This window comes from Enterobacter sp. EC_50 (assembly GCF_019584525.1).
In the GTDB taxonomy this organism is placed as follows: domain Bacteria; phylum Pseudomonadota; class Gammaproteobacteria; order Enterobacterales; family Enterobacteriaceae; genus Enterobacter; species Enterobacter roggenkampii.
Genome location: NZ_VDAF01000019.1, coordinates 1 through 12614, shown reverse-complemented (window position 1 = coordinate 12614; position 12614 = coordinate 1). Strand labels below are relative to the sequence as shown.

15 protein-coding genes, 1 tRNA gene and 2 pseudogenes are annotated in these 12614 nt (G+C 51.1%); 8 read left to right on the top strand and 10 right to left on the bottom strand.

The window, feature by feature from the left end; all coding sequences use genetic code 11:
• The first annotated feature begins 74 nt into the window (after window positions 1-74).
• Complete coding sequence (locus FHC48_RS16285; RefSeq protein ID WP_059363694.1) at window positions 75-1262, top strand: CynX/NimT family MFS transporter; 1188 nt, start codon at window positions 75-77, stop codon at window positions 1260-1262.
• Between the two features lie 31 nt (window positions 1263-1293).
• Here the strand turns inward: FHC48_RS16285 and FHC48_RS16280 are convergent, their stop codons facing one another.
• A complete protein-coding gene (locus tag FHC48_RS16280) occupies window positions 1294-2001 on the bottom strand; it encodes a CTP synthase (RefSeq protein WP_021241044.1) in 708 nt (235 codons plus the stop codon).
• Between the two features lie 101 nt (window positions 2002-2102).
• Between FHC48_RS16280 and FHC48_RS16275 the strand changes: the two genes are divergently transcribed.
• Window positions 2103-2447, top strand: coding sequence for a DUF488 domain-containing protein (locus FHC48_RS16275; RefSeq protein ID WP_059363693.1), 345 nt, complete (start codon window positions 2103-2105; stop codon window positions 2445-2447).
• Here FHC48_RS16275 and FHC48_RS16270 read toward each other — a convergent pair whose 3' ends face one another.
• On the bottom strand, window positions 2448-2753 hold the full coding sequence (locus tag FHC48_RS16270; protein ID WP_008500742.1) for a hypothetical protein: 306 nt from the start codon (window positions 2751-2753) through the stop codon (window positions 2448-2450). It abuts the gene before it with no gap.
• Window positions 2754-2833: 80 nt separating this feature from the next.
• Window positions 2834-3088, bottom strand: coding sequence for a DUF333 domain-containing protein (locus FHC48_RS16265; RefSeq protein ID WP_059363692.1), 255 nt, complete (start codon window positions 3086-3088; stop codon window positions 2834-2836).
• Between the two features lie 309 nt (window positions 3089-3397).
• On the opposite strand from FHC48_RS16265, the gene FHC48_RS16260 reads away from it, so the two are divergent.
• Window positions 3398-4426, top strand: a complete 1029-nt coding sequence (locus tag FHC48_RS16260) for a sensor domain-containing diguanylate cyclase (protein ID WP_059363743.1) — start codon at window positions 3398-3400, stop codon at window positions 4424-4426.
• Window positions 4427-4471: 45 nt separating this feature from the next.
• On the top strand, window positions 4472-4570 hold the full coding sequence (locus tag FHC48_RS16255) for a YoaK family small membrane protein (RefSeq protein WP_014883431.1): 99 nt from the start codon (window positions 4472-4474) through the stop codon (window positions 4568-4570).
• Here FHC48_RS16255 and FHC48_RS23500 read toward each other — a convergent pair.
• The 4 genes from FHC48_RS23500 to FHC48_RS16240 all read right to left on the bottom strand — a co-directional run bounded on the left by FHC48_RS23500 (window position 4549) and on the right by FHC48_RS16240 (window position 8406).
• Window positions 4549-4671 (bottom strand): hypothetical protein, encoded by a 123-nt coding sequence (locus FHC48_RS23500; RefSeq protein ID WP_008500745.1) that lies wholly within the window; start codon window positions 4669-4671, stop codon window positions 4549-4551. The two genes, FHC48_RS16255 and FHC48_RS23500, sit on opposite strands and share 22 nt — an antisense overlap.
• A 29-nt stretch (window positions 4672-4700) precedes the next feature.
• Entirely contained in the window at window positions 4701-4949 is a 249-nt protein-coding gene (locus tag FHC48_RS16250; RefSeq protein ID WP_008500746.1) for a GlsB/YeaQ/YmgE family stress response membrane protein, read from the bottom strand.
• A gap of 284 nt (window positions 4950-5233) precedes the next feature.
• Window positions 5234-6718: a diguanylate cyclase gene (locus FHC48_RS16245; RefSeq protein ID WP_369804006.1), complete on the bottom strand. Its 1485-nt coding sequence runs from the start codon at window positions 6716-6718 to the stop codon at window positions 5234-5236.
• A gap of 167 nt (window positions 6719-6885) precedes the next feature.
• Window positions 6886-8406 (bottom strand): EAL domain-containing protein, encoded by a 1521-nt coding sequence (locus FHC48_RS16240; protein ID WP_084833571.1) that lies wholly within the window; start codon window positions 8404-8406, stop codon window positions 6886-6888.
• A gap of 236 nt (window positions 8407-8642) precedes the next feature.
• Between FHC48_RS16240 and FHC48_RS16235 the strand changes: the two genes are divergently transcribed.
• On the top strand, window positions 8643-10142 hold the full coding sequence (locus FHC48_RS16235; RefSeq protein WP_220418830.1) for a cyclic diguanylate phosphodiesterase: 1500 nt from the start codon (window positions 8643-8645) through the stop codon (window positions 10140-10142).
• Between the two features lie 290 nt (window positions 10143-10432).
• On the opposite strand, the gene FHC48_RS16230 is transcribed toward FHC48_RS16235, so the two are convergent.
• The 3 genes and pseudogenes from FHC48_RS16230 to FHC48_RS16220 form a co-directional block, all read right to left on the bottom strand.
• On the bottom strand, window positions 10433-10678 hold the full coding sequence (locus FHC48_RS16230; RefSeq protein ID WP_025911748.1) for a DUF2543 family protein: 246 nt from the start codon (window positions 10676-10678) through the stop codon (window positions 10433-10435).
• A gap of 74 nt (window positions 10679-10752) precedes the next feature.
• The gene (locus FHC48_RS16225) at window positions 10753-11100 is read right to left on the bottom strand and encodes a DUF1304 domain-containing protein (RefSeq protein ID WP_059363690.1); all 348 of its coding nucleotides are present in this window, start codon (window positions 11098-11100) and stop codon (window positions 10753-10755) included.
• A 77-nt stretch (window positions 11101-11177) separates the two neighbouring features.
• Window positions 11178-11348: pseudogene (locus FHC48_RS16220) on the bottom strand (isocitrate/isopropylmalate family dehydrogenase); the annotation flags it as partial.
• Between the two features lie 399 nt (window positions 11349-11747).
• On the opposite strand from FHC48_RS16220, the gene FHC48_RS16215 reads away from it, so the two are divergent.
• From FHC48_RS16215 to FHC48_RS16205, 3 genes and pseudogenes are all read left to right on the top strand, one after another.
• Window positions 11748-12161, top strand: coding sequence for a hypothetical protein (locus tag FHC48_RS16215; RefSeq protein WP_129694292.1), 414 nt, complete (start codon window positions 11748-11750; stop codon window positions 12159-12161).
• Window positions 12119-12215 (top strand) — tRNA-Pro (locus tag FHC48_RS16210). The genes FHC48_RS16215 and FHC48_RS16210 overlap by 43 nt, the downstream gene beginning before the upstream one ends.
• Before the next feature lie 219 nt (window positions 12216-12434).
• Window positions 12435-12614, top strand: a pseudogene (locus FHC48_RS16205) (IS5/IS1182 family transposase); the annotation flags it as partial.

Here is a 12614-nt window from a genome sequence, read left to right as displayed (position 1 = left end):
CTGTCATTTTAGCCTGATTTCAACCGCTGAGAAAATCGGTATTGTGTGCGCTCGCTTGAACGTATGAGAACATAATGACTACTGCTATTCGCACCTCAGGAAAACACGGCGCGCTGTTGATTGCAGGCATCCTGATGATTGCCACTACGCTTCGCGTCACCTTTACTGGCGCAGCGCCGCTGCTCGATACCATTCGTCTTGATTATGGCTTAAGCACGGCGCAAACCGGTCTGCTGACCACCCTGCCCCTGCTGGCTTTCGCCCTTGTCTCGCCGCTCGCCGCAGGCGTTTCCCGGCGTATCGGCATGGAGCGCAGCCTGTTTATCGCCCTGCTGCTCATTTGCGCCGGGATTGCCGTTCGCTCGCTGCCTTCCGCCGCTTTGCTTTTCATCGGAACGGCGATCGTCGGCTGCGGTATTGCGCTCGGTAATGTGCTGTTACCGGGATTAATTAAGCGTGATTTTCCGGGCCAGGTGGCGAAGCTCACCGGCGCCTATTCCCTGACGATGGGCGTCTCGGCGGCGTTTGGCTCAGCAATGATCGTTCCCCTTGCACAGGGGAGCGCGGGCTGGCATGGCGCGCTGCTGATGCTGATGGCGTTTCCGCTGGTCGCGCTGCTGCTCTGGCTGCCGCAGTGGCGTCAGAAACACGTCGCAACGGTAACGGGCGCAGGCGCGCTGCAAAACCGCGCGCTCTGGCGCTCGGCCCTCGCCTGGCAGGTGACGCTCTTTTTAGGAATTAACTCGCTGATCTACTACGTCATCATCGGCTGGCTGCCGGCGATATTGCTGAGCCATGGCTACAGCGAAGCGCAGGCCGGTTCGGTGCACGGTCTGTTGCAGCTGGCCACGGCCGTGCCGGGACTCGCCGTTCCGCTGATCCTCCACCGCCTGAAAGATCAGCGAGCGATCGCAGGCTTAGTGGCCCTGATGTGCGCGATAAGCGCGGCAGGATTATGGTTTATGCCCGGAATGGCGGTGATGTGGACGCTGATGTTTGGCTTTGGCACAGGGGCAACAATGATCCTCGGCCTGACGTTCATCGGCCTGCGCGCCAGCTCTGCGCACCAGGCGGCGGCGCTCTCCGGAATGGCACAGTCGATTGGCTACCTGCTTGCCGCCTGCGGCCCGCCGCTGATGGGGAAAATTCACGATACCGCAGGAGACTGGCAAATCCCGCTTCTGGGCTGTGCGCTGGCCGCTGTGATAATGGCTATCTGCGGTGTGTTAGCCGGGCGAGACCGGGAGATCGCGCCCCGTTAAATCCTCAGGCAGACCACCGGGTCTGCCTTTTTTACCCGCGCGCTGCGCGCAGCATCGCCTGCACCAGCACGACCGGGCGTCCTTCCAGCGCGGCACGTTCATGCTGGAATAAGGTGATCACGAAGAACGGGTGCGTCACCAGCTCCGCGGCACGGATTTCACCCTGATCGTCCCAGCCCGTCACATGCATATCACCGCTTTCCAGCGCCTGCGCAAACGCCGGCGACACGCCATAGTTACAGTGATACCCCTCTTCAATTTCGGGCTTGCCGTACGCTTTGGCGATCAGCGTATTATTGCGCAGCTCAATGGCATCCGTTTTTTCCACCAGCGAGCAGGTCAGCGGCGCAATCACCATGGTGCCTTCGGTATCCGTCTCAGCGTGTGCCGCATCAGCCCAGCCCAGCACGTTTCGGGCATACTCAATCAGCGCATGCTGGAACCCGCCGCAGGTGCCCAGGAACGGGATGCCGTTCTCACGGGCGTAGCGCGCGGCAATAAAAGCGGCCGCCGTGTTTTTATAGGGGCTGGCAGGAACCAGCCAGATGGCATCGTAGCCCACCAGATCTTCAGCGCTTGTTAGCTCCGTCGTGGCCAGCCAGTCGTAATCGGCGGTGAGGTCAAGCACTGCAGCGGCGTCGTCAATGGCCAGCGGGATAGCCTGATGCGCAATAACATTGGGATTGTAATCGCCAACCAGCGCAATGCGCAGCGTCGTTTTAACCGGGAGGTGTTCCATGAAAGGTTCCTTATGCCAGAGTATTATCAGATAACATAAGGAACCTCAGACTACCGATCTTTTGCAATTATCACAATACCTTAAATTGGGAGGGTGGAATCATGATTCAGTGCAAACGGGTATACGAACAGGCAAGCCCTGACGACGGCTATAGGATACTGGTGGACAGGCTGTGGCCGCGCGGGCTGAAGAAAACGGATCTCGCGTATGACGAATGGTGTAAAGCGCTCACGCCTTCGAATGAATTACGCAAGGCTTTTCACAGCGACACGATTGATTTCGCCGCCTTCAGTCAGGCCTATCGGGAAGAGCTGGCGCAGCAGGCTGACGAGGGCGTGCGTCTGGCGACGCTGGCGCGCAGGCAGACCGTCACCCTGCTCTTTGCTGCCAAAAACACGGAGCAAAATCACGCTCTGGTCTTAGCCGACTGGCTGCGCCATCTCTGATCAGCCGATCGTCAGTTCATCCAGAATTTGCGGCGCTTCATCCGGGGTGAGCGGCATCAGATGTTCGGCGCGGACAAAGGCAAAGCCATGCTGATTGTCAAAGGCGTAGACATCCCCCGTCACCAGCCAAAGCGCGCGATCTGCGGTGACCGGTAATTGCGTCATCACGCCGTTGACGGGGTTAACAAAACGCAGGCCAGGCTGGCAAAGGCCAAACAGCTCAACGGATTTACCAATATTGCGACGGCCTGACGCCGTGCGGGCGCCAACGATCATCGCCATGCTGCCCGGTTTTAGCTGAAACATACTTCTCTCACGATAACGAACGCCAGGAACTGGCTAAGAATAATCTTAAAGAGAAGTGTATCGCAGGCAATATTACTTTGTCACCTGGCGGGTTGCGGATGGTCGCGACGATAGAGCGTCCATTCATCAATCACTTCGCCGCCCGGTAATTTGCACTCGGTACGCACACCCTGCGGGCTTTGAACCGGGAACTGTTCCCCGCCTTTCTCCAGACAGTAGACGGAAGCTGGGTTCGCCATACCGATAACGTGCGGCGGTTTCGGTGCATCAGGTGGCGTGGTTTTGGCGGTGCAGGCGGCCAGGGGAAGCGCCAGCGCCAGAAGCAGAAATCTCATCTCATTGATCCTTTTGACGTCATCAGAGTCTAAGGGTAACGGGTCATCGCCACGTTCTCCATGATTTCTCCATTTTAACTGCACTTTTCAGCACTATAGTGTGGCATGTTCTCGATATGACCAGAGAACATCATTCCGTAATCAAGATGTCTTTGCCCCGGTCTCAACAACGGGGCTTTTTTTCTCGCCTGCTGCCCGCCCCCTGCATATATTAAATTTTCTGTATTCATGTTTTACTATGTCTGAAGCCTAAAAATTCAGCATAACATGCAGATGCAGACGTCTTCTGCCTGGGAGTCATTCTACGTCATGTCGGATCTTATCCTCGCTCGCGTTTCAGAAACCCTTGCCACCGAGCAATCCCTTGAAAGCCTCGTTCGCCAGCTGCTGGAGATGCTGGAGATTGTCACCGACATGGAGTCGACCTACCTGACGAAGGTGGATATCGAAGCGCGGCTTCAGCACATTCTCTACGCCCGCAACAGCAAGCAGATGACGATCCCGGAGGGGCTGAGCGTCCCATGGGATGAGACGCTGTGCAAGCGCGCGCTGGATAGTGACACGATATTCAGCAATGACGTGCCCGAGCGTTGGCCCGAGTGTGAAGCAGCGAAAGCACTTGGCATTACCACCTACATGAGTATTCCTGTCCATCTTGCGGATGGTTCACTTTACGGAACGCTCTGTGCCACCAGCACGGCCAGAAAGCCGCTGAGCGAGCGCGGCGAACAGGTTCTGAAGCTCTTCGCCGGGCTGATCGCCCAGTCCATTCAGAAAGAGTCGCTGGTGACCCAGCTTCGCGAAGCCAATGCGGCCCTCATCGCGCACTCCTATACGGATGCCCTTACCGGTTTACCTAACCGTCGCGCCATTTTTGAAGATCTGACCACCCTCTTTTCTCTGGCCCGGCACCTGAAGCGTAACGCCATCATCGCGTTCATCGATCTGGATGATTTCAAACTGATTAACGATCGTTACGGCCACGAGGCTGGCGACCAGTTCCTGATAGAAGTGGGCAAGCGTTTGACGGAAGAGAAACAGCAGGACGATATTATCGGTCGTCTGGGCGGGGATGAATTTCTGGTCGCGTCGCTGATCCAGCCCCACCAGGACGGGGATAACGCGCAGCTTACGCTGCTCAAAACGCGCCTCAGCGCCTGCATCGCTGGCGAATACTGGCTGGGCAGCGTTCATATTATTTATCCGGGCGCCAGCTTCGGCGTGATCGAAGTGGACCCTGCCGCAACCGATCCTGACAGCGCGTTACGCGCTGCGGATGTCGCGATGTATCAGGATAAGAAAGGAAAAAGCAAATCACGCTTTCTCACCATTGATTAACCCCGTACACTCTACGGCGTTACAGAAACCGAAACAGGTGATGGTATGAGAATAGGGATCCTCTTCCCGGTCGTTATATTTATAACGGCGGTGGTATTTTTAGCGTGGTTTTTTGTCGGCGGTTACGCGGCGCCGGGGGCATAAATGCGGAAGACAACCGTCATTATGCTGATCGTTGCCATCGCGGCGTTTGCCGGCACGCAGCTTGGCTGGTGGTAAACGCCAGTACGTAAAAAGGCCGCCATCTGGCAGCCTTTTTCAACGCTTTCAGACCTTAGCTTTTGATCTTTCTGTAGATAAACAGAACAACCAGCGCACCGATCACCGCGACGGCGAAACTGCCGAAGTTAAAGCCATCGACCTTGCCAAAACCGAACAGCGTACTGATCCAGCCGCCGACTACCGCGCCGACAATACCCAGTATTACGGTGACGATAAACCCACCGCCATCTTTGCCCGGCATGATCCACTTCGCCAGAATACCCGCAATAAGCCCAAAGATAATCCAGGATAAAATTCCCATAACTTTCCTCTCTGTATGGTTTTTGTCATTAAATCAACGACACAAAAAAGAATAGCACAGGATTCCAGAAAGGAAATTTGTGATAAGCATCACAATGAGAGAGTGGGGAATTATTCATCAACAAAATGTACAGGCCACAGAAACTGTGGGGTTGCATCTTTTGTTGAGAAAGATTATCTTTCTCAACACTGAATAGTTGAGAGAAACACTCAAGTATTCAGTACGACATTGCTCACATTGCTTCCAGTATTTCTTGCCCACTCCTGAGTGGGCTTTTTTTTTGCTCATACCCCAACAAACGCGTACCGGTTACGTCCCGCGCGTTTCGCCTGATAGAGCGCCTGGTCTGCGGCAATAATGATATTTTGCTGGCTGCCTGCAATGTCGACGGCACGGGCGGTGGAAATTCCGACGCTTACCGTCACCCGGCCGAAGGGACTAAAGGCATGCGCGATTTGCAGCGAGAACACATTGCGAATAATCGTCTGGGCCAGACGAAGTGCCTCCTGAATATCCGCATCCGGCAATATCAGCGCAAACTCCTCTCCGCCGTAGCGCGCCACAAGCTGATTATCACGGGTAAGGCTCTCCCTGAGGCTGTTTCCGAGCATTGCCAGACACCGGTCCCCTTCAGGATGACCATAGTTATCGTTGTATTTTTTGAAGTAGTCCACGTCCACGATCAGTACCGAAATCGGCGCGTCATGCGCGGCGCACGTAGCAATTTCCGAGAGGATTTTTTCATCAAAGACGCGGCGGTTGTACAGCCCGGTCAACGCATCTTCTGAAGCGATAATCTTCAGCGCTTTGTTATCCCGTGTTTTTCGGGACAGGTCGGAATACAGGAAGTACGACGCCACGATGAGTATCGCCGTAAACACGAAAATGAGTACCGCCAGCTGAATCGCCTGCTTGCGCCAGGGTGCAAGAGCTTCATCAATGCTGACGGCCACTGTGGTGACCAGTCCGTAGCGTCGGTTTTTCTCATAGGCATAGATGCGCTCGATTTTATCAAACCGTGAGATGGAGCTGGCTATCCCCGTATTTTGTACTTTGAGATATTTCCTGAAGAGCGGTGAATCAGAAACAATCGTGCCGATATAGGTATTTTTAAAGGGATAACGGACCAGCAGCACGCCTGATTGCGTCGTTAAGCCGATGACGCCCGAGTGGCCGATATTAATCTGCCCGTAGAGTGCCAGAAAATTTTCAATACCGAGCGTAACCACCACGACACCGTTAAATGCTCCGGACTGAGTTTCAAGGCGCCGACTGAGGGTGATAACCCATTTGCCATTGGTTCTGCTTACCACCGGCTCCCCAATAAAGACCTGCTGAGTTTTATTTTCCTGGTGATAGATAAAAAACTCTCTGTCCGAGCCTTTGCGTGGCCCCGTGAAACTTTCATGCAGCGCAGTGAAGATATCGCCCTGAGCATCGTAAACAACCACATTATTAATCTGGGTAAGAAGGTTATCCTGATTATGGATCATGTGCTGAATATTGGTCGCCTGCTGCGGGGTCATGCCATAAATTTCGATTATGTCGGAAACGGTAGTAATTAACATTTCACTCTGGCGCATGATCCCTTCAGTATAAACATCCAGGGTGTGGCTGAGGTTAGCGACGCTGGTATTAATTTGCTGGATTGACTGCTGTCTGGACGTGGCAATTTGGACGGCAAGCGCCAGCGAGATAATCAATGAGACAATGATGACGGTAATGGTTGTTGTGTAAAAAGTATTTTTCACATGCACGAGCTTTTCCACCTTATCACGCCTGATATCCCTGGCTGACAACTCTTGTCACTGTAACAAAGCTCAGGATAAGAGGAAAATGAATTGCACTTAAGCATACAACAGAAGCTCGTCTTTATTTTGTGTTTCACCGCCAGGCAACCCGCTCTATTCCTGATTTTTTTACAGCGCCTGACGTTTTACAGCATCACGGCCTCCCTGGGCTTAGATAAAATGACTTTAATAAAATCGATATAGGAGACGGGTTTACCAAAATAATACCCCTGCAACAGGGTAATTTCATTACGGTTGAGGTACTCCAGCTGCTCTTTCGTTTCTACACCTTCGGCCACGATACGCAATGAGAGTTTTTTCGCCAGGTCAATAACGCAGTCCAGCAGGATCGTTGAGTCCTTCTCCTCAGAAACCCGGTTAACAAAGCTTTTATCAATTTTAATATAATCTATGGCAAGCGCATTTAGACATGACAGCCCGGAATACCCCGTACCAAAATCATCCAGTGCAATGACAAAACCGGCGTTATGCAGCGCGTTGAGGTTTTCCACCAGATGAGGATTATCGATCAACGGTTCACGTTCGGTCACCTCGAGAACCAGCTTCACGGCTTTACCCTGAAACCCCTTACCGAAGAGACGACAGTCACCAAGGAAAGAAGGGGCATCAATGTGTCTGGCGCTGATGTTCACCCCGATATGGAACCCATCCGGTAGCTTCGGCAACAGCGGCTTAAGCTGTGTGACCACTTTCGCCATCAAGCCTTTGGTCAGCGGAATAATCAACCCGCTACGTTCAGCAATCGGAATAAAGACATCCGGCGGGATAAACCCAGACTTTGGATGCTTCCACCTTGCGAGGACTTCAACCCCGTATAACCCGCCGGTGTCCCCGTTCACGATCGGCTGGTAGTAAGGCACGATCTCTCCCTGCAAAATGGCCTTACGCAAATCGTCTTCAAAGGTGGTGCTTTTTCCCTTGTATCGGCGGATCAAAATGCCCACCGCCAGGGATAGCGCGAGAATCAGCAGTATCAGGCTCCAGCCCTGGTGCAGTAGCCGCGTCAGGCTAAAAAAGGCAGGCGGTTGCCAGGCCAGACTAAAGGGGAATTGCGAAGATGCCGTAAGTGAACCCGTCCACGAGGCCGCTTTCCAGCCGGTCACGTCACCGTTGCGCGTAAACATGCTTTCGCCGACAACCAACCCCAGGTCAACGCTGTTTGATGCGTTCGCGATGACGTCCTGCAAATGCGCATCGCTGACGCTGACGATGATGCGCCCGCCTGCGATGGGCATCTGGAAGACAAGTACCGGGATCCCGTTCACCAGTCGATTACCGGGGAGCAGCATTAATTCTTTTTCAGGTAGCGTCTCCGGATGAACAATCAATACGCCATTCCCCGGAAGGGATGTACAGGTGATTTCCCCCTGCTGCTGGATCATGATGGCGCGCAGATGCGGTTTTAGCGCAGCTTCTGTCCCCAGCGCCAGCTGCCCGCTGCTGGTACACCCCTGCTCCGCAACGCGCTTCGCCGTGCTGGCCGCACTGACGGCTTCCGACAAAATGCTTTCTATTTTCTGGGTGCTTACCGTGGCGGTATGAACGTTATTCATTTTCGCCATCTGCCATAACTGCCAGTTAATAATCAGTATGCCGATCAGAAAAAGAAACAGGGCACTGAGAATAGGGATCATCACGTTGCGCACGATGTTTTCCTTAATAGAATAAACAAGCATGAAGGATCTGAAAGAAGAACCCGTGGTTTACCTGACGTTGCCGATCGCAATGAAAATAGCTTAGCTGAGAATTATCTTAAAAAACTGATGCTTTCGTATGAGTTCACCCGCCCGAATTTGCTCACCCGGCGTGACTATCAGGCTTGTGCCTTGCCCAGGCTGTGTTAAGATTTATGAATTCAGGGAGCGGACAGGATAACCGGAAAATGAAAAAGCGCATTGCCGTTGCGATCGTTTCAACGCTTCTGGTCATCCTGTCTCTTTATGCGGTCAATGCGGTTATCCTTGGTCAGCAAAAAACCAAACAGCTTGAAATATCCCGGACCCTTTTACATTATTCCGAAGACCTGTCCCAAAACGTGGCGCTGGGCCTTAAAAGCATAACGACGCAGGGGTGTGATAAAACCAGCCTGGATAGCTACAGACAAATAAAGCTTAACAACCTCTATTTCGGCGATATCGGTTTTATTGAAAAAGGAAAAATTATCTGTACTGCTTTTTGGGGTAAACTCGCGACGCCCGTTCCACTTCCTGCGGAACTGCATAAAACGCCGAGAGGTTTTCTCCTCGCGCAGTTTTCAAGAAAAGACTTTTTCACGGGCAATGCGGCCATTTATAATAATATTATTATCTTCACTTCCCGCTATGCTTACGATAAATTCACCCCGGTTACCGCAAGCTATTCTCTGAGTGCCACCACAAAGGACTTTGGCCGGATCTTTTTTTCGGCTGCCCCCGACCTGCGAGCGCGGAGCTGGCTGCACTCCACGTTGTTCACCCTGACCATTACACAGTGCAGCGCCGTATGGGATTTATGCGTGATTGTAAAACATCACGATGCGGGACTGGCCTCGTTACCCCCGTTTATCTTGACGTTTCTCGCGATCATTCTCTACTTTATCTGGGTCGCGATAACGTTATTTGTCTTCCGTATCCATGAAGACCGTTTTTCGCTGGAACGTACGCTAATCAAAGCCGTGATAACAAATACCTTCAGCGTTAACTATCAGCCCATTATTCGCATTCGCGATCAAAAAATCGTGGGCGTGGAAGTTCTGTCGCGATGGCGCGATCAAAAACACGGAGACGTCTCGCCGGAGCTGTTTATCCCATTAATTAAGAAAATCGGGCTGTATAAAAGATATTATGGCAATGTTATCGGTAAATCGCTCTCAGAAATTGCCCCGCTGGCGATTAAGCATCAGCTGATCGTTTCAATCAACGTTGGGCGGAAAGAAATTGAAGACGGACAGTTTATTAACATTTTGCGTCGCGAGTGCTTAGTCAACAACCTTCCCCTTTCCCTGATGAAGGTCGAGCTTTCTGAGAAAGCCGTTTCCGCGGCGGATATCCTTGAGGGATTCTGCCAGGAACTAAAATCGCTTGGCGTTAAAATTTCAATCGATGATTTCGGCGTGCAAAATTCAAATCTGGCGCGGCTGTCGCAGCTTGAATATGATGAAATCAAAATTGACAAATCGCTGGTGGACGGCATCAGCGAAGATTATAAGCAAAACATCTTTGTTATCTTTAGCGATGCCCTCGCGAAGTTGAATAAAACCCTTGTTTTCGAGGGCGTGGAAAATGAAACTCAGTATCGCTTTATTGCGGACAGATATCCCGACGCGCTGATCCAGGGATGGTATTTTTCAAAAGCACTCACCCGGAGCGAGCTGGCGAAGCGACTCACCGGCGTCGCCCCCTAACCTGAAGCCTGTCCTGCTCGTTTTTTTACACTCGGACGTTTCCATTTTTTCCGCCAAAACATATAGTCGTCATATTCAGACGGTAGATTCCCCTGAAGCACACTCTTATTTTGGTTAAAAACGTGAAATTATCCTTAGTTTTTCCTGCAGTACTCTTTCTTCTGATCGTTATTTTCGCGCTGCTTGTCGATAAACCCGCTTCGCCTATTCTGCGGAAAAAATGCATGTGGTCCGATAGCGTGATGCTGAGCTGTATCGCAAAGCATCAGCATAACAGTTTCTAAGGCAGGCTATTCATTTCCCCACTGATTGAGGAAGTTCGCAACATCATCAATGCGACCCGCACGGATCCCGGCTTCTGTGGCCATCTCCTGCTGGGCTTCCTCGCTGATCTCCTCATTATTCGCTAAGCGGGTGAGCAGCAGCTGGAAGTAGTGTGCCAGCGCGTCGCGCTCTGATTCCGCGACTTGCTCTGCGGCCTCCGTCGCGTACTCATCGGCAATATCATAATATTTCAGGGGGATATCGTTGTGCATAACAGTCTCGTCTCTGGTCAATAAAGGTAACGTCACGAGTATATCGGACGCATTATCTCAACCAAAGCATTGCTTCAGATGAGTAACGCAAGCAGCGCAGCGAGCGCGGGAATGGCCTGCACGTACAAAATTTTACGGCTGGCGGTGGCTGCGCCAAAAAGTCCGGCAATCAATACGCAGCTCAGGAAGAAGATGGCCACCTGAATCCCGTTTTCGCCGAGCCAGAGGCTCCACAGCAGGCCCGCCGCCAGGAACCCGTTATACAGCCCCTGATTCGCCGCCAGCACGCGGGTGTCGCGTGCAAAATCAGGACGCAGATTAAAGGCCTTGTGCCCTGTTTTGGTATTCCACAGGAACATTTCCAGCACAAGAATGTAGAGATGAATAAGTGCAACGACAGTGATAAGGACAGTGGCTAACATCGGGTTGTCTCCCGCGGGCAGAGGCAAAAAAAACGGGAACCCTCTGGCCCCCGCTCTTGTTTAACCCAGAATCTGGATTACATGTTCGCGATAATCGCGTCGCCAAACTCTGAACATTTCAGCAGCTTAGCGCCTTCCATCAGACGTTCGAAATCGTAAGTTACGGTTTTCGCATTGATCGCGCCTTCCATACCTTTAACGATCAGGTCTGCGGCTTCGAACCATTCCATATGACGCAGCATTATTTCATGAAATCAATCATGACGCATTGATTTTTAGGTAAAAACATCAGAAATAAAGCTCTCGTCACACATTTCTAGCCACAGGCTAACCAGTTGATTGTATTTAATTATTTTTGGGTTTTGATAACCATTTTTCAGTTGAAGAAATTATCTTCCTCTGTGTACCCTAAATCAAAGGCGTTTTAAAATCACACATGTTATCTACAATAATCAGTAACATACGTTAAATTTTTCGCCACTAATTCATAATTATAAAATCATATTAATCAACAGATTACGATTACCAAAAAGTTAAAATGGTGAAACTTTAGCCTTAAAGCTTATGATTTTACTCACAAACATTTTCTTACGCCGGATGTAATCTTATGGCTTACACGAACGTCATTTATCTAAAAAGAGGGATGTATGGCCGATATTGTCACAGGATTAACTGCGCTTAAGACAGCCTTCGATTTGGCGAAGGATATAAAAAATGCTTCGGGCGCATATAACGATGCTGAAATGAGGCTCAAGTTCAGCGAGCTTTACAGTGCTCTATCTGAAGCAAAAATCGAACTTGCAGATGCACAGCTTGAGATGTATGAACTAAAGCGGAAGGTTGATGAACTGCAAGGAAAACTAAATGCCTCAGATGAGCTTGAGTTTCGGGATAATGTCTACTGGAGAGCTACACCTGTTGATGGCAAGCCAAACGGACCTTTCTGCCCAAGATGTTATGAGGGATCGGATAAAAAAATGTCCTCAATGAGCGCAGTCACTGGACATGCAACTATTGCTGGTAAGTACAAATGTAATTCCTGCAATGCATTTGTAAGATAAATACCCGTCATGGGGTGTCGGGGGTCGGAGGTTCAAATCCTCTCGTGCCGACCAAAAACACATTCAAAACCAGCCTTTTACGGCTGGTTTTTTTCATTTTTAAAAATTATACGGGGAATCATTAGGGAAAAATGGGGGAATAACCTCCGACAACGATAAAATCGTATAGGCCCATAATAATTACACACCCATTGACTTCCAAGTATTTATCTCAAATAAGACAGCACAATCCCCTTCATCAGGCTTTGTTGAATAAATCGAACTTTTGCTGAGTTGAAGGATCAGATCACGCATCTTCCCGACAACGCAGACCGTTCCGTGGCAAAGCAAAAGTTCAGAATCACCAACTGGCCCACCTACAATAAAGCCCTCATCAACCGTGGCTCCATAACTTTCTGGCTGGATGATGAAGCTATTCAGGCCTGGTATGAGTCGGCAACGCCTTCATCACGG

Bases quoted from the DNA above. Each gene is read 5' to 3' on its own strand.
- FHC48_RS16280 (WP_021241044.1), bottom strand. From the start codon at position 2,001: ATGGAACACCTCCCGGTTAAAACGACGCTGCGCATTGCGCTGGTTGGC.
- FHC48_RS16275 (WP_059363693.1), top strand. From the start codon at position 2,103: ATGATTCAGTGCAAACGGGTATACGAACAGGCAAGCCCTGACGACGGC.
- FHC48_RS16225 (WP_059363690.1), bottom strand. From the start codon at position 11,100: ATGTTAGCCACTGTCCTTATCACTGTCGTTGCACTTATTCATCTCTAC.
- FHC48_RS16255 (WP_014883431.1), top strand. From the start codon at position 4,472: ATGAGAATAGGGATCCTCTTCCCGGTCGTTATATTTATAACGGCGGTG.
- FHC48_RS16260 (WP_059363743.1), top strand. From the start codon at position 3,398: ATGTCGGATCTTATCCTCGCTCGCGTTTCAGAAACCCTTGCCACCGAG.
- FHC48_RS16270 (WP_008500742.1), bottom strand. From the start codon at position 2,753: ATGTTTCAGCTAAAACCGGGCAGCATGGCGATGATCGTTGGCGCCCGC.
- FHC48_RS23500 (WP_008500745.1), bottom strand. From the start codon at position 4,671: ATGGCGGCCTTTTTACGTACTGGCGTTTACCACCAGCCAAGCTGCGTG.
- FHC48_RS16235 (WP_220418830.1), top strand. From the start codon at position 8,643: ATGAAAAAGCGCATTGCCGTTGCGATCGTTTCAACGCTTCTGGTCATC.
- FHC48_RS16265 (WP_059363692.1), bottom strand. From the start codon at position 3,088: ATGAGATTTCTGCTTCTGGCGCTGGCGCTTCCCCTGGCCGCCTGCACC.
- FHC48_RS16285 (WP_059363694.1), top strand. From the start codon at position 75: ATGACTACTGCTATTCGCACCTCAGGAAAACACGGCGCGCTGTTGATT.
- FHC48_RS16230 (WP_025911748.1), bottom strand. From the start codon at position 10,678: ATGCACAACGATATCCCCCTGAAATATTATGATATTGCCGATGAGTAC.
- FHC48_RS16250 (WP_008500746.1), bottom strand. From the start codon at position 4,949: ATGGGAATTTTATCCTGGATTATCTTTGGGCTTATTGCGGGTATTCTG.
- FHC48_RS16215 (WP_129694292.1), top strand. From the start codon at position 11,748: ATGGCCGATATTGTCACAGGATTAACTGCGCTTAAGACAGCCTTCGAT.